At 57.4% G+C, this 18625-nt stretch carries 12 protein-coding genes; 7 read left to right on the top strand and 5 right to left on the bottom strand.

Annotated elements, in window-relative coordinates; translation table 11 throughout:
* The first annotated feature begins 11 nt into the window (after positions 1-11).
* Positions 12-1400 carry an ankyrin repeat domain-containing protein gene (locus tag IEN85_RS05240; protein WP_191616013.1) on the top strand — a complete coding sequence of 463 codons (1389 nt, stop codon included), beginning with the start codon at positions 12-14 and terminating at the stop codon, positions 1398-1400.
* Between the two features lie 40 nt (positions 1401-1440).
* Here the strand turns inward: IEN85_RS05240 and IEN85_RS05235 are convergent, their stop codons facing one another.
* Both IEN85_RS05235 and IEN85_RS05230 read right to left on the bottom strand, forming a co-directional pair.
* Positions 1441-3756, bottom strand: coding sequence for a glycoside hydrolase family 95 protein (locus IEN85_RS05235; RefSeq protein WP_191616012.1), 2316 nt, complete (start codon positions 3754-3756; stop codon positions 1441-1443).
* Between the two features lie 155 nt (positions 3757-3911).
* A complete protein-coding gene (locus IEN85_RS05230; RefSeq protein WP_191616011.1) occupies positions 3912-4184 on the bottom strand; it encodes a hypothetical protein in 273 nt (90 codons plus the stop codon).
* 137 nt (positions 4185-4321) lie between these two features.
* Between IEN85_RS05230 and IEN85_RS05225 the strand changes: the two genes are divergently transcribed.
* Positions 4322-8107, top strand: a complete 3786-nt coding sequence (locus IEN85_RS05225; protein WP_191616010.1) for a hybrid sensor histidine kinase/response regulator — start codon at positions 4322-4324, stop codon at positions 8105-8107.
* A 118-nt stretch (positions 8108-8225) separates the two neighbouring features.
* Positions 8226-9224, top strand: coding sequence for an aldo/keto reductase (locus tag IEN85_RS05220; RefSeq protein WP_191616009.1), 999 nt, complete (start codon positions 8226-8228; stop codon positions 9222-9224).
* 43 nt (positions 9225-9267) lie between these two features.
* Here IEN85_RS05220 and IEN85_RS05215 read toward each other — a convergent pair whose 3' ends face one another.
* Positions 9268-9990 (bottom strand): SDR family oxidoreductase, encoded by a 723-nt coding sequence (locus IEN85_RS05215; RefSeq protein WP_191616008.1) that lies wholly within the window; start codon positions 9988-9990, stop codon positions 9268-9270.
* Positions 9991-10172: 182 nt separating this feature from the next.
* Here IEN85_RS05215 and IEN85_RS05210 point away from each other — a divergent pair, with 182 nt between their 5' ends.
* Positions 10173-12128 (top strand): TonB-dependent receptor plug domain-containing protein, encoded by a 1956-nt coding sequence (locus IEN85_RS05210; protein WP_191616007.1) that lies wholly within the window; start codon positions 10173-10175, stop codon positions 12126-12128.
* 18 nt (positions 12129-12146) lie between these two features.
* Here the strand turns inward: IEN85_RS05210 and IEN85_RS05205 are convergent, their stop codons facing one another.
* Positions 12147-12335, bottom strand: coding sequence for a DUF4250 domain-containing protein (locus IEN85_RS05205; RefSeq protein WP_191616006.1), 189 nt, complete (start codon positions 12333-12335; stop codon positions 12147-12149).
* Positions 12336-12442: 107 nt separating this feature from the next.
* On the opposite strand from IEN85_RS05205, the gene IEN85_RS05200 reads away from it, so the two are divergent.
* A complete protein-coding gene (locus IEN85_RS05200; protein ID WP_191616005.1) occupies positions 12443-13267 on the top strand; it encodes a DUF1853 family protein in 825 nt (274 codons plus the stop codon).
* Positions 13268-13286: 19 nt separating this feature from the next.
* Here the strand turns inward: IEN85_RS05200 and IEN85_RS05195 are convergent, their stop codons facing one another.
* The gene (locus tag IEN85_RS05195) at positions 13287-14432 is read right to left on the bottom strand and encodes an MFS transporter (protein ID WP_191616004.1); all 1146 of its coding nucleotides are present in this window, start codon (positions 14430-14432) and stop codon (positions 13287-13289) included.
* Positions 14433-14693: 261 nt separating this feature from the next.
* Here IEN85_RS05195 and amt point away from each other — a divergent pair, with 261 nt between their 5' ends.
* Together amt and IEN85_RS05185 are read left to right on the top strand one after the other, a co-directional pair.
* A complete protein-coding gene (amt, locus tag IEN85_RS05190; protein ID WP_191616003.1) occupies positions 14694-16613 on the top strand; it encodes an ammonium transporter in 1920 nt (639 codons plus the stop codon).
* Between the two features lie 16 nt (positions 16614-16629).
* On the top strand, positions 16630-18525 hold the full coding sequence (locus IEN85_RS05185; RefSeq protein WP_191616002.1) for a response regulator: 1896 nt from the start codon (positions 16630-16632) through the stop codon (positions 18523-18525).
* Positions 18526-18625: the final 100 nt, after the last annotated feature.

The raw sequence follows: 18625 nt of genomic DNA, 5'->3' as shown, positions 1-18625 counted from the left end.
ACCTTTTTGGCATGAAAGGTCTCATCCTGTTTGTGGCAATTTGTGGTGGCGTATTGGCATCCGCCGCGCCTTCGAGGATCTTGTTCGTTGCGGGCGAGCCCAGCCACGGCTGGAACGAGCACGAGTTTCCGGCGGGCTGCGAAGTATTGGCTGACGCCTTGAATGCAAGCGGCCTAGGAGTGGAGGCTGCGGTTTCGCGGGGATGGCCGGAATGGCCGGGCGCCTTTGATGGTGTCGCCGCGGTGGTCATATATTGCGATGGGGGCGCGGACCATGTGGCGGAAGGCCGGGTGGAGGCCCTACGGGCGCTGCGCGGTCGCGGGGTGGGATTCGCTTTCTTGCACTACGCTTTGGAGCCGGAGTCGGAGGCCTTGGCAGGCTTCATGAGCGAGGCGATCGGGGGCTACTTTGACTTGAATTGGTCGGTGAATCCGGTCTGGGAATTGAAGGATTCGACCTTGGGCGACGGCGCGGCGACGAAGGGAGTTTCGCCTTTGGAAATCGTGGACGAGTGGTACTATCACATGCGGTTTCGCGAGGATGGCGGCTTCGAGCCGATCCTGTCGGGATTGCCGCCGATGAACTCGCTGGGAGCGGATGGGTTGCGTTCGGGCAATGCTGCGGTGAGGGCGGCCTTGGAAGCAGGCGAGCTGCAGCACCTCGCATGGGTTCGCATCGGCGAAAAAGGGCAGCGCGGCTTAGGGTTTACGGGAGGGCATTTCCATCACAACTGGAACGATCCGGATTTCCGCAAGCTGGTCCTGAATGGAATCGCCTGGACCGCGGGCGCAAGCCTGCCGGAGGCGGGAGTGGTATCCGATTTTCCGAACATCGTAACCTACAAGACAGTGGAAGAGGCGATCGCGCGGGATTCCTTTGCGGACGTGAAGGTGCATCTTGCCTTGGATCCCCAATTATTGAATACGCCCGGAAGGGGAAACATGACCTTGTTGCAGCAAGCGGTGATGCGTAAGAAAAACGCAATCGCCCTCTATCTGCTGGAGCAAGGGGCGGACCCTAACGCACGCACGGGCAGTGGTCAGACCACTGCCCATTTGGCGGTGACGCGACGTTTGCCAGAACTTTGCCGGGCTTTGGCAGAAGCGGGGGTGGATTTGGGGGCTCGCGACAAGCAAGGTTGGACCGCCTTGCACCTGGCGGCTGCCAAGAACCAAGCCGACACGGTTGCCGCCTTGCTGGAAGCGGGCGCGGATGTGAACGCCCTTAGCGACGCAGGTGGAACGCCTTTGCATGAGGCGGCGGCTAGTGGAGGTGAGGAGGTCTTGAGCCTGTTGCTGGAGGCGGGAGTGGATGCAAGCGTGGTTTCCTCCCACGGAGTCACGGCTTTGGATCTAGCGAACGAATACCAGAATGCGGCGGCTTTGAAGCTACTGCAGTGAGTCGTTTTGATAGGGTTGGCGGATCAGCGAGCGCCGCGCTTTACAGCGAACTCAGATCCACTTCCTGGATGTCGCCGGGCTTGCCGTCGACGGTGAGTTGCTTGCCGCGGTAGGAGAGGGTTGCGGAGCTCGGACTGTTGGGACCGAAGGAAATAGTGGCTCCCGTCAGCGCTCCCTTGTTCCACTCCATGGATACGGTAAAGCCGCCTCGGGCTCGGAGTCCTTGAACCGATCCCTCTGGCCAGGCAGCCGGCAGGGCGGGGAGCAGCACGATTGCGTCGCCGTGGCTGTGCAGGAGCATCTCCGCGATGGCTGCGGTGGATCCGAAGTTGCCGTCGATTTGGAATGGGGGGTGGTTGTCCCAGAGGTTGCCCAACGTGGACTTTCTCAGGATGGCGATCAGGTTTTCGTACGCTTCCTCGCTCTCGGAAAGCTGCGCGAACATGCCGATGGTCCAGGCTCGGCTCCAGCCAGTGGCAGCTCCGCCGTGTTCGAGTCTTTTTTCGATCACCTTCTCCACGGCGCTCCGCATTTCGGGATCGCTGTCGAGGTCGATTTGGTTTCCCGGATAGGCTCCCAACACGTGGGAAATATGTCTGTGACCCGGTTCCTGTTCGCCGAAGGGGAGTCGCCACTCCATGAGGCGTCCGTCCTGGGCTATTTTAGGTTGGTAGACGTGGGGAAGCTTTTGGGCGATGGCTTGAACGAAGGGATCGCTTTCCTTGTCGAGGGCGGCTGCTGCCTCTAGGTAGTCGTTGAACACCTGGAGGACCATGTACTGGTCGAAGCTGTTGCCGGAAGAGAAGGCGGCGCTTTGCTGCTCGCCGTTTTTGTCGGTGTAGAGGAAGGTGTTTTCGGGCGAGCAAGCGGGGCGTGCAACGAGTCCCTCGCCTTCGGGGTTTTCGATGAGCCAGGAGTCAACGAAGCGGACGGAGTCGGTGAGGATTTTCCAGTTGTCAGAAAGAATGGAAACGTCCTTTGAGAAGCGATAGTGCTCGAGGATGTGCAGGGTCATCCATTGCCCGCCGAAGAAGGAACCGCCCCAGCGGGCGGCTCGGGACATCATGCGAGCGTTGCCCCAGATGTCCGATGCGTGTCCCATGCACCAACCTTGCATGCCGAGTCGACGGGCCATTTCCTTGCCTTTGGGCTGGTAGTAGCGGATGAGGTCGATCAGGGGTTGGTGCAGCTCGGAGAGATTGGTGGTTTCGGCCAGCCAGTAGTTCATCTGCAGGTTGATGTTCAAGTGGAAGTCGGAACTCCAAGGTGCCCATTCGTGGGGATTCCAAATGCCTTGCAGGTTAGCGGGAAGGGTGCCGGGGCGGGAGGAGGCGATGAGCAGGTAGCGGCCGAACTGGAAGTAGTCTTCGATGAGGTCGGGATCCTGGTCGGCCCCATTTTGCAGGCGCAGGATGCGTTCGGGAGTTGTGAGGGATCGGGTCTTCGAATCTGTAGTTCCTAGTTCGATACGGACGCGATTAAAGTAGGCGGCATGGTCTTCGGTGGCGGCGCTTCGCAGCTCGTCGACGGTGTGTTCGTTGAGCTGGTCGAGGGTCGCGAGAGCCTTGTCTTGCCATCCGTCCGCGAGCAGTTGGCTGCTGTTGGCAAAGTTGAAATTGGTGGCGGCTGAGACGAGCAGCGTGATGCTTCGCTCTCCCCGAACGCGCAGTGTATTGTCGCTTATTGTGGATGGAGAGAGGCTGCGAATGCGTCCTTGGTATTTCAATACATCGACTCTGTCGCCGCTACCTTGTCCGTTTTTTACCAGGTCTCCGTTCTCTGCCTCCGCCCCGTCGAGAGAGACATCGAGGTCGATTGCTTGGGTGGATTGTATGTGAATTACGATGACGTCGTCGGGAGCGCTGACCCAGGTTTCCTGGTCGATGCGGGTGCCGTCCTCGAGCAGGTGTTCGGAGAGGACGATGCCGCTCGAGAGGTCGAGGGTTCGTCGGGTGCGGGCGAGCGGGCTCAGGTTTGGATAGGTGATGTTGAGCCAGCCGAGGTACTGGTAGCTATTGGGATCGACGCCAGCTTGCAGGTTTTGCTCGAAGTGGAGATCGGCCTCGCGGTACAGGCCTGCAGCTTCAAGCTCGCGAATCGTTTCGAGGTGCCGAAAGCTGTCCTCGGGCGTTTTCAAGTCCTCGCCTCGGGCCCAGATCGTCTCCTCGTTGAGCAGCACTTTCTCTTGGGGAAATTGTCCGAAGGGCATGGCGCCCAGTCGCCCATTGCCGGTGGGATAGGCGTCGGTCCACTCGTTGGCTGGCTTGTCGTCATGCAGGAGATTCTTGGCGAGGGCGGGGCTAGCGACAGCGAGCAAGCACGCGCCTCCGATTGAGAGCAGGGGTAAGGATCGCATGCTCAGCAAGTGCAAGCAGCTGAGCGCGTTTAGCAAGCCCCCGATCGGGTGAAATTTTTTCTGACGCAGTCGCAGCGGCAGCGACGCGGGACAGGCGGGAAAAAAAACTTAAGGTTGTGTTAATTTTGCGCAGAGCCTTGGGGGGCTGGCTGGGTTCAGTCGAGGGTGAAGGTTCGTATGCGATCGTGGTGCTCGACTGCTATGCTGATGCGATGGATGGCGATGATCCTCGCATCCTCGATTGTGTCTCCGACGCCGAGGATGCGTCCGTTGACCTGGGCTTTTGCCCCGCTGCTCCGTTGGAAGATGGCTCCGAGTTCGATTTCGGGAAAAGGCTCTCTGCTCTGGCGATTGCGTCTTCCTTGCTTCGGGCGAAGTGGACTGTTCAGCGAGAAAGCCTTGGGCAGCTTTAACCTTCTGGGCAGCAATACGTGGCGATACGTGGGGGTAGGTGCTTGGCAGCGGTCAAGGTAAACAGAGTGTCAACAAAGCTTGGCGGGATTGCATTGAGGTTGGTTTTGCTTAGGGTGCGGGTTTCTACGATCCCTGAAGCGTAGACGTCTCAATGAAATCTATCCCAGCTCTCCTCCTTGTCGTTTTGCGGCTTGCGTTCTTTATTGTCCCGGTTGCCCCGGCTGCGGCGGAACGGGATTTGACGCGTTTGCGCTTCGAGGCTCTGACGGACCGCTTCGAGAATTCGGGTGGGGAGATCCACCGCATCGCGGAAGGGCCGTCTGGCTTTATTTGGTTTGGGACCAACCAAGGAGCCTTGCGGTACGATGGCTACGAGATCCGAGCCTTCCGCAGGGAAGAGGGTAATCCGACCTCCCTGATCAACGATGCGGTTTGGTCCTTCCTCGTCGACGGCAAGAACCGGTTTTGGATCGGCACCCAGATGGGGGTCAGCCGTTACGTGCCGGAACTGGACTCGTTCGAGAACTATGTTCTCAATCCGGTCGACATGAACAACAACCTGAACAATCGCTGCAATGCGATTGTGCAGGACAGTCGCGGCAACGTCTACGCCTCCGCGGAAAGCGGAATCATCTATCGCTTCGACGAGGTAGAGAAACGCTTCGAGCCGATGAACGCTGCGAGTTTTGGCGTGATCAAGTCAATGGCTTGCGACGAGTTGGATCGGATCTGGATTGGCTCGTCCAGCGCGGTTTACCGCTACGATACGGCGACCCGCGAGACGCGAGCCTATCTCGAGGGGTTCGAGGGCAGCAGCGAGATGAACCGTAATTTCATTTATTCGCTCGACGTGGGCGATCCGGAGCGGATCTGGGCGGGAACCGCCTACCAAGGGGTGGTGGTTTTGGATGTGGAGTCCGGGGAAGCTCGCCCCTTGCCGCTGGAGCACTCCAACGAGCAGCGGGTGCATTTCTTGCAATCCACCGAAGACGGGAGGATATGGGTTTGTCATGGGCGTGGCCTTACTTTGATGGATCGCAACGAGCGGCGTATCCAGAATTACATGGCGTCCGATCGTGTCGACTCGCTTCCATCTGGGAGCATTCGTTGCTTGGCGGTTGACAGCCAGTCCAACATCTGGGTCGGTTCCGCCAAGTATGGGGCCCATGTTTCGACCAACAACAAGCGCTTCAATCGGGACTACTTGGAGAACGCCGCGAATCGTCCAGGCGTGACTTCGGTGGTTTCCCGCGTGCTTTGGACCCGGGGCGGCGAACGCTGGGTTGGATACTACCATGGAGGGATCGACGTCTTTGCGGAGGACGGGGCTCACCTGTTCGAGTTGCGTCACGATCCGGCGGACCCGAAATCGATCGGAAGGGGGGCGGTTTACTCGCTGATGGAAGATTCCAGGGGCCAGATTTGGGCGGGGAGTTTCCACGGCGGCCTGATGCGCTTCAATCGGGAAGACCGCAGTTTCAGCAAGGTCCTCGGCACTCCGGGCGGCGATCCCCGAGCGATTGCGGAGGACGAAGACGGGAATCTGTGGATTGCTCTCAAGGGGGCCGGCATTGCCCTCTATCATCGCGAAAGCGGACGTTTCGAAAGCTTCAAATCGGATCCCTTCAACACGAAGCACAGCTTGTTGGACGATTGGCCTTCGGACATCCTATACGACCCTTCCGGGCTCGTTTACGTCGCCACTCCGATCGGTATTTCAATTTTGGATACAGAAACGAAAGTCTTTAACAACTACACGCCAGATGCGACGAATCCAAACAGTCTCTCCAATGCGATTTGCCACACGCTCTTCCGCGATGCGGAAGGCAAGATTTGGGTCGGCACGGGATACGGCTTGAATCGTTTCGACCCGATTGAGAAAACCTTCAAGTCCTACACGATGGCCGACGGCTTGCCTGGCCATCAGGTGCTTTGCGTCACGCAGGATCGCGACGGCGATATCTGGGCGGGAACGGATGGCGGGCTGGCGCGGCTTGACCTAGGGACAGGCAAGGTCAAGAGCTACGACCATCTGGATGGTCTCATGTCGAACGACTTTTCGCGCAACTCAGTCGCCATGTCGCCTACCGGGGAAATCTATTTCGGGCAGACGGGAGGCTTGACGTTTTTCGATCCGAGCAAGATTCGAGACAATGAGATTCCTCCCCCAGTATTCATCACTGACGTGCAGGTCTTCTTCAAGTCGCTGAAGGTCGATCCAAGCGACCCGAATTCCCTGCCGAAGCATATCTCCAAGCTGGACGAGCTGGTGCTTACCCATGAGCAGAAGGTGCTCTCCATCAGTTTTGTAGCGCAAAACTACATACAGCCGCAAAAGAACCGCTACGCTTACTTGCTCGAAGGGTTCGACTCCGACTGGAACGACGTCGGAACCCGTCGGGAAGCGAACTACACCAACCTGAACCCAGGCAGCTACGTGTTTCGCGTGAAGGCTTCCAACAACGATGGCGTTTGGAACGAGGAAGGCGCCTCGTTGCGCTTGAGAATATTGCCTCCGTTTTGGATGACGCCTTGGTTCTTCTCTTTGTTGTTTCTCGCTGTGGTGTTGCTCGTGTATCTGTTTATTCGCTACAGGGAGAGGAACCTGAAACGTCGCCAACGCTCCTTGGAGGAGGAAGTGCAAAAACGGACCAAGAAGATCAACGAGCAGAAGCTGGCCCTAGAAGGGCAAAGGAGCCAGCTCGAGAAGCAGCGCGACGAGTTGGAGGAAGGCCGGGAACGGCTTGAGGAGAAGGTGGAGGAAAGAACCTCTGAGCTGGTCAAGGCCAAGGAAAAGGCGGAGGAGTCGGATCGTCTCAAGTCGTCCTTTCTCGCAAATCTGTCTCACGAAATTCGTACGCCGCTCAACGCGGTTGTCGGCTTTTCAACCTTGCTGAAGGAAACGAAGGCGAGTGAGGAGGAGATGGTGGAGTACCTCTCCTTGATCAACGAAAACTCGGATTCGCTGCTGCGGCTGATCGACGATATTTTGGATTATTCGCTGATCGAGGCGAATCAAGTGACACTCGACGAGAAGGATATCTTGTGGGACGAGTTTTTCGACAATGTATTTGCCAGCCATAGTGTCTTGCCTCGGGAGGAAGGGGTAGAGCTACTGTGCGAGAATGCCCTTCGGGGGCAGGAGTATTCGATGGTGACGGACCACCATCGATTGCGCCAGGTGCTGGACAACTTGCTCACGAACGCCTCCAAGTTTACCAGCGCGGGGTCCATCGTTCTGGGAGCTCGAATCGAGGGAGGGGTGTTTTGTATTTACGTCAAGGATACTGGAAAAGGAATCCCTTCGGAGTTTCAGGAGGTAATATTTGACCAGTTCTACAAGCTGAAGGAAGACGATGTGCAAGCGCGTCGGGGCGTAGGGCTGGGCTTGGCGATATCCAAGCGTCTCGTGGACCTGCTAGGTGGAGAGTTGTCGGTGAAGTCCGAATACGGCAAGGGATCCAAGTTTAGCGTTCGCTTTCCGCTCTCGGTGCTGCACCGAGCAGATGAGTCGGATTCGGGATTCGGTTCGGATGATGAGCTTCCGGAGAAGCTAGTCCGAGCCCGCAGCGGCCGCGTTTTGGTCGTCGAAGACGAGACGAACAACTTCTTGCTTCTGAAGGCGATTTTGAAGCCAACGCGCTTCGAAGTCGTTTGGGCGGAGTCAGGCGAGAAAGGAGTTAAGGTTTATCAGCAGGAAGGGCCTTTCGACCTTGTCCTGCTTGATATCAAGATGCCTGGCATCGATGGATTCGAGACCATCCGCAGGCTGCGAGCGATAAACCAAAATGTACTGGTGGTGGCTCAAACGGCTTACGCCATGGCGGATGACAAGATACGCATCTTGGAAGCGGGCTTCAATCGCTACGTCTCCAAGCCGATCAAGGCCAAAGAGTTGCTGCAGGTATTGGCCGAACTCTTGCCGGACGAATCCTAGGGACGGTTGTCCTTGGTCTTTCAGCCAGCGGCTTGATCCCGTCTATTCGTACGTTCCGAAAGAAAAACCGAGCTTCTGCAATTGATTGCTGATCAGGATCGCTGTAGGGGAGATCGACATGAATTATCGCCCCTCAGAAAACCGTTACTCCAAGCCAGACCTCTACCGCCGTTGCGGACGAAGCGGGGTCAAGCTCTCCCGCCTCTCGCTTGGCTTGTGGCAGAATTTTGGAGACACGCGTGACTTCGAAAGCCAGCGGGCTTTGGTGCTCGGAGCCTTCGATCGCGGAATCACGCACTTCGATTTAGCCAATAATTACGGACCGCCGCCGGGCACTGCGGAATCGAATTTCGGCCGTATGCTCTCGACCGACCTTGCTAGCCATCGGGACGAGCTCATAATTTCCAGCAAGGCGGGCTATCACATGTGGGACGGCCCCTACGGAGATTGGGGGTCGCGCAAGTACTTGATCTCAAGCTTGGACCAAAGCTTGAGTCGCTTGGGCCTGGAATACGTCGACATCTTCTATCATCACCGCCCGGATCCGGATACGCCGCTGGAGGAAACGATGGGGGCCTTGGATCACATCGTTCGTTCGGGAAAAGCCTTGTATGTAGGGATTTCCAACTACAAGGCGGAGCAGGCGAAGGAAGCGATTGCCCTCCTGAGGGAATTGGGTACGCCCTGCCTGATTCACCAACCGCGTTACAACATGTTTGATCGTTGGGTGGAGGATGGCCTGCTCGACCTGCTTGCGGAAAATGGGGTGGGTTGCATTCCGTTTTGTCCGCTTGCCCAAGGCTTGCTGACCGATCGCTACTTGAAGGAGATCCCGAGCGACTCTCGCATCGCGACGGGCTCCCCCTTCCTGAAGTCGGACGCTATTACCGATGAACGAATCGCCATTCTGAAGCAACTCAACGAAGTGGCGGCGGCCCGCGGGCAATCGCTCGCTCAACTGGCTCTTATCTGGATTTTGCGTAATCCAGCTGTCACGTCGGCCTTGATCGGCGCCAGCAAGCTGAGCCAGGTCGAGGATAACTTGAAGGCGCTGGAGAGCGCTGAACTCTGCGCCGAAGAGTTGGCTAAGATCGAATCGATCCTGGCGTCTGAGTAGGTGTCGCGCGATGGGGTGGCCGCAGTCTCGGCGGCCGCTTCCTTCACTCCGCGTAGATCATCTTCTTGGTCATGCCCCCGTCTACTACGAAGTTTTGTCCGGTGACGAAGCCGGATTTCTGGCTTAAGAGATAGGCTACCATCTCAGCGATGTCGTTTGGCGCGCCGATGCGGCCCGCGGGGTGCTGTAGCTCGTCTGCTTCACTCGTCTCCTCTAGCGGGTCAGTCTGTATCCAACCGGGAGATACGGCATTGACGCGTATTTCAGGTCCAAGGCTTACGGCTAAGCTATGGGTGAGAGAAACGAGCCCGCCTTTGGATGCAGAGTAGGCAAAGGTATTTGCTTCGGACTGGAGGGCGCGAGTGGAGGCGATATTAACGATGGCTCCTCCCGCCTTGCGGAGGTAGGGCGTCGCCGCTTTGGCGCAGTAGAAAGGGCCGCTGAGGTTTACGTCGAGCACTCGTTGCCAGTCGTCGACTTCCAATTCCTCGATGGGGAGCCGTCCCGGATTGGCGATACCGGCGTTGCAGACGAGGGCGTGTAGTGGGCAGGTGGATGCGCAGATCGAATCGATCGCCCGAGATATGGCTGGATAGTTTGCCATGTCGCAATCGTAGAAGCGTACCTGTTCAGGCAATCCCGCGCCGGCTGACGTGTCCTGCCCGAGTACGGAGACGTTGTAACCTTCGCCGAGCAAGGTTTGCACGATGGCGCGGCCGATGCCGCGTTCTCCTCCGGTTACGATAGCGGTTCTGGTTGGTTTCATTCGATTTTTAGGGGTGGTGCGCTGCCGCATCGTGGGCGAGAGTGGGGCAGCCTCGATCAACTTTATGGCTCGATTTCTGGGAATAGGAAAGCATGCTTTTCGACATCGCTTATTGTTTCCTACAGCGCTTTGTAAAATTCACCCAGATAACCCTGTGGGGAGGGCTGTCGTGCGGCTTGGGCTTGTCCGACTCCAAAGGGGCTGAACTCTGGGATCTTAGCTTGGAAGAGCTGTTGGAGATTGAGATCAACACGGTGGACAAGTCGCCTCACAACTTGCTGGAGCTGCCTGCTACCGCTTGGGTGGTGACGCAATCCGAAATCGATGCGGGGGGATATACGAACTTGATCGACCTCCTTGCTTACGTACCCTCGGTGGAATACGGATACCCGCATTCGTGGTTGCAGGGCGGCTTGCGAGGCTTTTCCGACAACTGGTCGAAAGCGAAGCTGCTAGTGGATGGGGAGGAGGCCAATCTGCTTTTTACCGGCGAGGCCTTTATCGGACATCAATTCGATCTCGGAGGGATCGAGCGCGTGGAGGTGATTCCCGGTCCCGCCTCCGTTCAGTATGGCGCGGATGCTTTTTCCGGTATCATTAATCTGGTTACGAATCAAAAACTGGGTGGTCGTTTCGAGACGGGTTACGAAACGGGCGAGCGGGGCTTTGGGGCTTGGAGGATGTCGGGATCCTATGGCGCGGAGAAGGACGGTCTTTATGTTTTCGGATCGTTTCACTACTACGATGGCGAGGATGCTGACTTCACGGATTGGGTTCGCACGGATGCCTTCAGCGAGCCGAACCAAGCTCTACACGTCGAATTGCTGGAGTCGGGCCAGTATCCGTACCGAGACATCAACAGGGCATACTCGATCAAGACGGGCTTGGAGTATCAGCTAGATCAGCTGCAGACGGTGAGTTTGAGTTACCAGAGGTACTTCGATCGAGATGGCGGCGGCCAGGAGTCGCCTGAAATCAGTTTCAGGGATTTCTACACGCGGCGTGACCAGCAGGTGTACCTGGCGAGCTATCGGCGCCGATCAGCGGATGATTCATTGAACTGGGAGTTGACGTTCCGCTACCGGTTGGAGGACGAGCTGAACCGCTTCAATTTTCGTGAACCGGTAGATGGAGAGTTGTCGCCGCTTTATCGATACGATATCGAAGGCTCGGAGGAGCTCGGTTTGGACTTATCCTTGGATTATACTCCGGAATGGGGTGTCGGCAACCTGAGGCTAGGTTTGGGAGTCGAGGAGCAGGACATGGTCGCTCCTATCTTTGAGCTGGATTCCTTGGAATCCTTAACGCCCTTTCTCGATCGCAAGAACGAGCATGCCTACCTCCAGTACAGCTTGCCCATGGGAAGCGGTTCGGAGTTTTTTCTGGGTGGGCGCAGGGATTGGAATAATCTTTACGAAAGCCCGAATCTGCTGCGTAGCGGAATCCGTTTGACGCCTTTGGAAAACCTCACGGTGAAGCTGCTGTTCGGTCAGGCTTACCGGGCTCCGACCTTGTTCGAGCTTGAGTTGAATGATGAGCTCGGTCCTAGCTATATGGATACGAAAGAGGTTTCGATCGCTTACCGGGTGGAAGAGCATTTGTTCTTTCAGTTGTCGCTTTTCGAAAGCGAGGCGAGCGACTTGATCGTGAACCGACAGGTGACTGACGACGATCAGGCGACGGACCTGTTTGTCGCCTTCAACGAGGGTACCAAGGATGTCAGGGGGCTGGAATTGGAAGGGCGCTATTTCTTTGACCGAGGGCAATTGAGCCTTTGGGCGAGCGTCTTGGGAGGCGACAGCGAATTTGACCTCGCGGAATCGAAGTTCGGCATGCGTTATATCTACCGCATCACGGATCGCCTCGAAGCGGGCTTGAGCGGCAAGTATGCGGCGGCTATGAGCACTCGCTTCGTTGACGGAGATTTCATGATGCAAGAGCTTGAAGTGCCTAGTTTGCTGAATTTCGACCTGAAACTCTCCTGCCGTATCGGCTCGCAAGATGGGCGCCGCCTTTGGGTAAGGGTGAGGAACCTGCTGGACGAGGAAAACTACTACCCGAACGTGCGCGGGCTCGATCCCAAGCAGTTCAAGGCGATGGGGCGCTCATGGGGCGTCGGTTACCAGGTCGACTGGTGATTCCCGACCACCCACGTCCTAGCGGAATTGGTTGGCGGCAGGAAAGTATTCGTAGTCTTCTTCAGCCAGTCTTGCCTTCAAGCGCTCGGAATCGAGGTCGTGCGACTTGCAGAGTTCTTCGAGCGAATGGTAGTGGTTGCGCAGGGCGGTGTTTACCACTCCGACGAGCAGGTTCGGGTCCATTGATTCGATGTTGCTCCAATCCATTGTGCACTTCCTTCTCTTCATGTTCAGCCGTTTGTCAATGCCGTCTGGACGGCGCTCCCGTCTGTTGATGCAGGAGCGCCCTAGTCAAGGATCGTTCTGAAAAAGTTGTGAAGAGTATTGAAAGTTTGTATACGGAGGCCTTGTTGCGCAGCTTGCGCGACGCTCCCCTGCTGGTAGGGAACTTGCCGGAGGCGCCCGCGAGGGAGTTGGTCCTCGAGGTTCCGTCGCAAGGAGAGCTCTTGAACTTCGAGCAAAAGCTCGGCCATCTGTACGAAGACGCTCTGGAGGCCTTGATTCGAGGGAGCGATCGCTATGAGTTGCTCGCCAAGAATCTGCAGGTCGAGGGCAGCGACGGCCGCACCTTGGGGGAGCTCGACTTTTTGTTGAAGGAGCTGTCCAGTGGAGAGGTTTGGCACTTGGAGCTGGCAGTGAAGTTCTACCTGTCGGTAGAGGATGAAAACGGGCGGATACGCTTTCCCGGACCCGACCCGCGCGACAATTGGATCAACAAGCTGCAAAAGATGAGATCGCGTCAGCTTCGCATTTGCGAGAGGCCGGAAACGCAAGGCTTGTTGTTCGATCGATTCGGTATTCGGAAGCTCACTACGTGCCAAAGGATATATGGGATCCTATTTGATTGGATGGGTAGCGGCTGCGAGTCGAGTCCGCCAGCGGTGAGGCGGAATTGTCGGCGAGGAAGGTGGCTCCGCGTAAAGGAGTGGGAGGATTTTTACGCGGCGGATGCTGCGGTGCGAATCGTGCCGAAATGTTTGTGGCCGGTGGTGCCCGACGAGGCTTTGCTGGCCGCTTGGGAAACCGTGGATGTGGAGGAGCTCAAGCGGCAGGCGAGCGAACGTTGCGTGATGTTTTGGGACGAGGTGAAAGGGGAGGTGGCCTTTTTGGTCGCTGACACTTGGCTAGCAGAATCGTAGGGCGAGGCGCTTGACGCAGCTAGGCTGCGGCTGTCCGTTTGCTTTTCAGGGCGAGAAAGAGCAAGGGCAGGCTGGCCATGGCGATGAGGGAGATGTTCGTGAACATTTTCGGGTATCCGTAGGCCTCCGCCCACGTTCCCATCAGGTAGGAGCCGACCATCGTGCCGGCCATGCGGACCGCCACGATAAGGGAAACGGCAGTGGCGCGACGCTGGGCGCCGAGCAGTGAAATCATCAGGATGAGGGAGCCGACTTCTCGTCCCGCCCAGCCGAATGCGTGGCAGGCGTGGGAGAGCCATAGCCAGTTGGGGTCGGGAATGCTGGCGATTACGAAGGGGCGGATGGCTTGGGACAGGAAGCCGAGGGCGAGCACCCAGTAGAGGCCGCGGGCGTCGACCCAGCGTCCCATCAAGGGCAGGGAGATGAGGGCCATAAGTCCGGTGAGGGCGGAGTACCAGCCAACGAGCTGGGTGGAGCCGCCCAGCACTCGCACATAGTCGTTGAGGAAGCCGAGGTTGCCAGGTTCAGTGATGGATACCACGAAGTGGGCAGCCAGGAAAAGCCAGGCTGCGGCAGGAATGGGGCTGCTGCCGACGGTTTTTTCCTCTTTGCTGCGGCGGGGCGGATTTTCCAGTTGCAGCACGAAAAAGAGGCAGAGCGGCAAGATGCAGGCTCCCGCGAGGAGGATGTGCTCGATTTTGGAAAAGAGGATGGGGAAGAGGAAGGAGCCCGACATGAAGCCGATGGATCCGAAGGTCCGGTAGGCGCTGAAGCCTCTCCCCGGCGTGCTGGACGAAAGGTTGACCATGGCGAGAGCTGTCATGGTGCTGGCCATGGCGGAGAACAGGAATCCGCGCAGGACCACGTAGATAGCGAAGTCGGCAAGGCTTTCCGCCTGCGACAGCCAATAGAGGGCGAAGGCAAGGCCGAGGGCGCTGGCGCTGACCAATTGCCGGTAGCAGGAAAAGCGATCCGCCACCCAGCCCCAGAGCGGCCCGGAAGCGAGCAGCAGGGCGTTCTCGATCGCCAGCAAGATGCCGATGGCGCTGCCGGAGAGTCCGCGGTCCGACATGTGCGTCACCTCGTAGATGGAGAACATGCCGACGGTCGCGACCTGGATCAGGCTGCAGGCGCGGGCAAGGGTCAGTTTCGAAAGCGAGCTCATGGAATTTTGCCATGCAATGCGGGCTGTCCGGCAATGACGATGCGGAAGTCGTGGCTACATGTAGGATTCTACCCCTCTCGGTCTAGCAGTCCCGCTCATGCGAAAGGGGGCGTTAATTAGCGAGACTTTTACTGCAGGGATTGCTGAGGAGGCGCGGTAACTGCTCGGTAAAGGGCTCGTTTTTTTAAAGGAACATTGCGGTACTGGACCGATAGGGGAGAGCTGATCCCGTCGTTTCGGGGCCGCGAAACATCAACTCTTATGGGCGAAACATCGATAGACTTACTTTGGGTGGTCGTTAGCGCGGCTTTGGTATTTTTGATGCAAGCAGGCTTTCTCTGCTTGGAGAGTGGTTGGACGCGCACCAAGAACAGCATCAACGTAGCGGTCAAGAACCTGACGGACTTCGGAATCTCGGTCGTGGTCTATTGGGCTTTTGGTTTCGCTTTGATGTTCGGCCTCTCTCGGAGCGGGGTATTCGGAACTACGGGCTTCTTTTTCGAGTCGGGTGAAGCCTCGCCGCAGTCAGCCGCGTTTTTTCTTTTTCAGGCCATGTTCTGCGGCACGGCGGTGACGATCGTGTCGGGCGCGGTGGCGGAGCGCATGAGCTTCAAAGGTTACCTGCTGATATCCGTTTTCGTTTCCGCTTTGGTGTATCCTATCTTTGGGCACTGGGCGTGGGGTGGCGTCATGGGGGGAGAGCAAGGTTGGTTAGGGGGCATAGGCTTCATAGACTTTGCGGGTTCGTCCGTGGTGCACAGTGTGGGAGGCTGGGTGGCCTTGGCTGCGGTGATTGTGTTGGGTCCACGCATCGGTCGCTACGGCGAGGATGGCAAGCCGCGGGCGATCCCCGGGCAGAGCTTGCCTACGGCCTTGCTGGGAACCCTGATTCTTGCCTTTGGCTGGATCGGCTTCAATGGCGGCAGCACGCTGGCTTGGGGAGGTGAGGTGCCTCTTATCGTCGCCCATACGATTTTAGCTGCGACAAGTGGCATGGTGACGGCCCTTCTGGCTAGTCTGGCATTGCTCAAGTATCCAGACGCCAAGTACATTACTAACGGCTTGCTCGCCGGTTTGGTGGCGATCACCGCGAACTGCCATGTCGTTTCCTCGCTCGAGTCGCTCGTCATCGGAGCGGGTGGGGCCTTGGTGATGATCGTGGCGGACCGCGTCTTTGACCGCCTGCGTTTGGACGACGTGGTGGGATCGTTTTCGGTTCATACCGCAGCGGGCATTTGGGGCACTTTAGCGGTTGCTCTCTTTGGGGACGCTAGCGCTTGGGCGAGTGACGTAAGCCGTATGGAGCAACTGGGGGTGCAGGCCCTGGGGGTCGCGACTTGCGCCTTGGTGGGCTTCGTTCCCGCTTTCCTTTTTCTTTTAGGATTGAAGAGGGTGATACGCTTGCGGGTGAGCCCGGAGCACGAAGTGATGGGACTGAATGCTTCCGAGCACAAGGTTTCCACGGAGCACCTGGACCTGTTGCGCGAGATGGAGCTTCAGTCGCAAAAGTTCGACCTGTCGCGCCGGGTCAACGTGGAGCCTTTCACCGAGATTGGCCAAATCGCGAGCAAGTACAACGAGGTCCTCGACTCCTTGGAGCAAACGGTGGCTCGCAATGAACTGATCATCCGAGATACCAAAGACGCCATCCTCACCTGCGCCCCGGAAGGCCGAATCCTCAGCGCTAACCCCGGCGCGGAGCAGATGTTTGGCTACCCGGTCGCCGAGCTCGAAGCGAAGTGGATCTGGAACTTGCTGGCTACGGATTCGGACATGGCGTTTGACTCCGTGGAAACGCTCCTGGAGCATGTGGGCACCAAAAACTACAAGGTCGGCGCCATTCGCTTATCGGGTGTCCGGCGTTCCGGAGCTCGCTTTCCGGCAGAGTTGGAAGCTGCGGCTGGAAGGATTGGAGGTCGCGATGTATTCACGTTGAAGATACGAGATCGCACTCAAGCGGAAGTTTATCAGGAAACCTTGCGCTCGACGAAGCGGGAGGCTGAGAGAGCTCGAGACGAATTGCAGGAAAAGGTGCGGCAGATCGAGTCCTTCAATGGGATCGCGATCGATCGAGAGATGCGGATGGTGGAGCTGAAGAGCGAGATCAACCGCTTGTGCAGGGAGCTGGGGCGCGAGCTTCCGTACGCCGACGAATCCTCAGCCCTGAACGCGAAATCCTAGGGAGATGGAAACGGTGATGCTAGGAGTTCTGTGTTGCGCCCTTGTGTTGGTCCTGGGCGTTTGCGTCGCCATCTCGCGACGGAGCGAACGCAAGCTGCGCGACGCCCAAGCTCTCAGTGAGCTCGAGCGCTTGCGGTCGAAGCTGATGGAACGCTTGCTCGAGGAAAGCGTGCAACGCGTCGAGGAGCTGGAGAATGAGCGGCATGAATCGCGGGCCCTTCTGAACATGCGCTTGTCGGAGATGAAGGACTTGGAGCGCAAGGTGGCTAAGAACAGCGAGATGGGTCGCGCCATGCTGAATATTTTGGATGATGCCCAGCGAGCCCGCCAAGCGGCGGAAAGCGCCAATGCGGCCAAGAGCCAGTTTCTGGCAAACATGAGTCATGAGATTCGCACTCCGATGAACGGGGTTCTTGGGATGATGCAGTTGCTTTTGGATACGGAATTAAACGAGGAGCAGCTTGAGTATGCGGAATCTACATACGCATCGGCTGAGGCCTTGCTCGTGATCATAAACGACATTCTTGATTTCTCGAAGATGGAAGTGGGCAAGATGAAGCTCGATCCGCATCCCTTCGACTTGATCTCGCTGACCGATGATGTGGTGGGCTTGCTGGCGAGTCGGGTCTCCGAAAAGAAGGTAGAGATTCGCACCCAGATCGACCCGGCAGTTCCCAGCTTGTTGGTGGGGGACAGCCACAAGCTGCGGCAAGTGCTGCTCAACATAGCCGGCAACGCGATAAAGTTTACTACGGAAGGTTCGGTCGATATATCGATCCGACTTCTCAAGAGGCGTGGGAGTGAAGTTGTCGTTGAATACTCGATACGTGACACGGGGATCGGCATCCCGGAGGATAAAATCGGAAAACTCTTTAGCTCTTTCATGCAAGTAGACGATTCCCACACTCGGATTTTTGGCGGCACTGGGTTGGGATTGGCCATCTCCAAGCGATTGGTCGACTTGCTGGGGGGAACGTTGGAGGTGGAAAGCTCGCTCGGCGAGGGGTCTTGCTTCAGCTTCCAGATTCCCATGGAAAAGCAGCCCAAGGGGGTGGCTTTGCAACAAGCCATGCCGGTGGAGATGCTGAAGCGTCGTTTTATCGTCGTGACGGAGAAGGCTTCGCTTTTCGCAGATTCGATTTGCCAGCATTTGCGGAGTTGGGGTTGCTTCAACGTCAAGGTGGTTCACCCGCGTTCGGGCGAAGCTTGGAAGGATCGCTTGGAGGGGGATGCTGAGGGAGTTGACCTTGTAATCGTCGAAAATGATTTCACGGAGGAGTCGCTCGTAGACTTTGTCGCGTTTTGGCAGCACGGCGCTTCCGGTGAGGGGCCAGATATTTTGCTCGCAGAAGAATTTGGGAGGAAGCTTGAACCCGCCTTGCTCGCGAAGGTGGACGGCGTAATCAGAAAGCCGATACGTCAAAGTCAGTTGGTCAAAACCCTTGCAAGTGTGCTCGATGGCGAGCGGCCCAGCAAGGTGAAGGAGGCGAAGCCGAAACCTGCCCCCAGCGAAAACGCGGCAACGGGTTCAGCGAAGATTTTGGTGGTCGACGATAACGCGATCAATTCCAAGATCGTTTCCCGGTTCTTAAAGAAGTTGGGGTTTGAATACGGTTCGGTCGGAAATGGGGAGGAAGCCCTCAGCGCTATCGAAAACAACGACTACGACCTCGTGCTCATGGATTGTCAGATGCCGGTGATGGATGGCTACGAGGCTTCTCGCCGCATTCGCGAGTTTCCGAGCGAAAAGCGGGAGATCCCGATTGTCGCCCTCACCGCCAACGCCTTGGAAGGGGATCGGGAGAGAGCCCTAGAGTCGGGAATGGATGACTATCTTTCCAAGCCGCTAAAAGTCGACGAGTTGAAGCGGGTGCTCGCGGTCCATTTGCCAGAGAGCTCCCGCCGTAACTAAACGCGTTGCTCCGCAGGGAAACGCAGCCGACAAGGCGGTTGCCGCGTTGCCCCCTTTCAGGTGTTTGCAATAAGACGCAAGTAATTTGCAAAAAGGCTTG

This window comes from Pelagicoccus enzymogenes, assembly GCF_014803405.1.
Taxonomy (GTDB): domain Bacteria; phylum Verrucomicrobiota; class Verrucomicrobiia; order Opitutales; family Opitutaceae; genus Pelagicoccus; species Pelagicoccus enzymogenes.
This window is presented reverse-complemented; position numbering and strand designations above follow the sequence as displayed.

Excerpts from the sequence above, each read along its gene's own strand:
- IEN85_RS05235 (WP_191616012.1), bottom strand. The coding sequence starts at position 3,756 with ATGCGATCCTTACCCCTGCTCTCAATCGGAGGCGCGTGCTTGCTCGCT.
- IEN85_RS05215 (WP_191616008.1), bottom strand. The coding sequence starts at position 9,990 with ATGAAACCAACCAGAACCGCTATCGTAACCGGAGGAGAACGCGGCATC.
- IEN85_RS05185 (WP_191616002.1), top strand. The coding sequence starts at position 16,630 with ATGCTAGGAGTTCTGTGTTGCGCCCTTGTGTTGGTCCTGGGCGTTTGC.
- IEN85_RS05220 (WP_191616009.1), top strand. The coding sequence starts at position 8,226 with ATGAATTATCGCCCCTCAGAAAACCGTTACTCCAAGCCAGACCTCTAC.
- IEN85_RS05195 (WP_191616004.1), bottom strand. The coding sequence starts at position 14,432 with ATGAGCTCGCTTTCGAAACTGACCCTTGCCCGCGCCTGCAGCCTGATC.
- IEN85_RS05240 (WP_191616013.1), top strand. The coding sequence starts at position 12 with ATGAAAGGTCTCATCCTGTTTGTGGCAATTTGTGGTGGCGTATTGGCA.
- IEN85_RS05205 (WP_191616006.1), bottom strand. The coding sequence starts at position 12,335 with ATGGATTGGAGCAACATCGAATCAATGGACCCGAACCTGCTCGTCGGA.
- amt (WP_191616003.1), top strand. The coding sequence starts at position 14,694 with ATGGGCGAAACATCGATAGACTTACTTTGGGTGGTCGTTAGCGCGGCT.
- IEN85_RS05225 (WP_191616010.1), top strand. The coding sequence starts at position 4,322 with ATGAAATCTATCCCAGCTCTCCTCCTTGTCGTTTTGCGGCTTGCGTTC.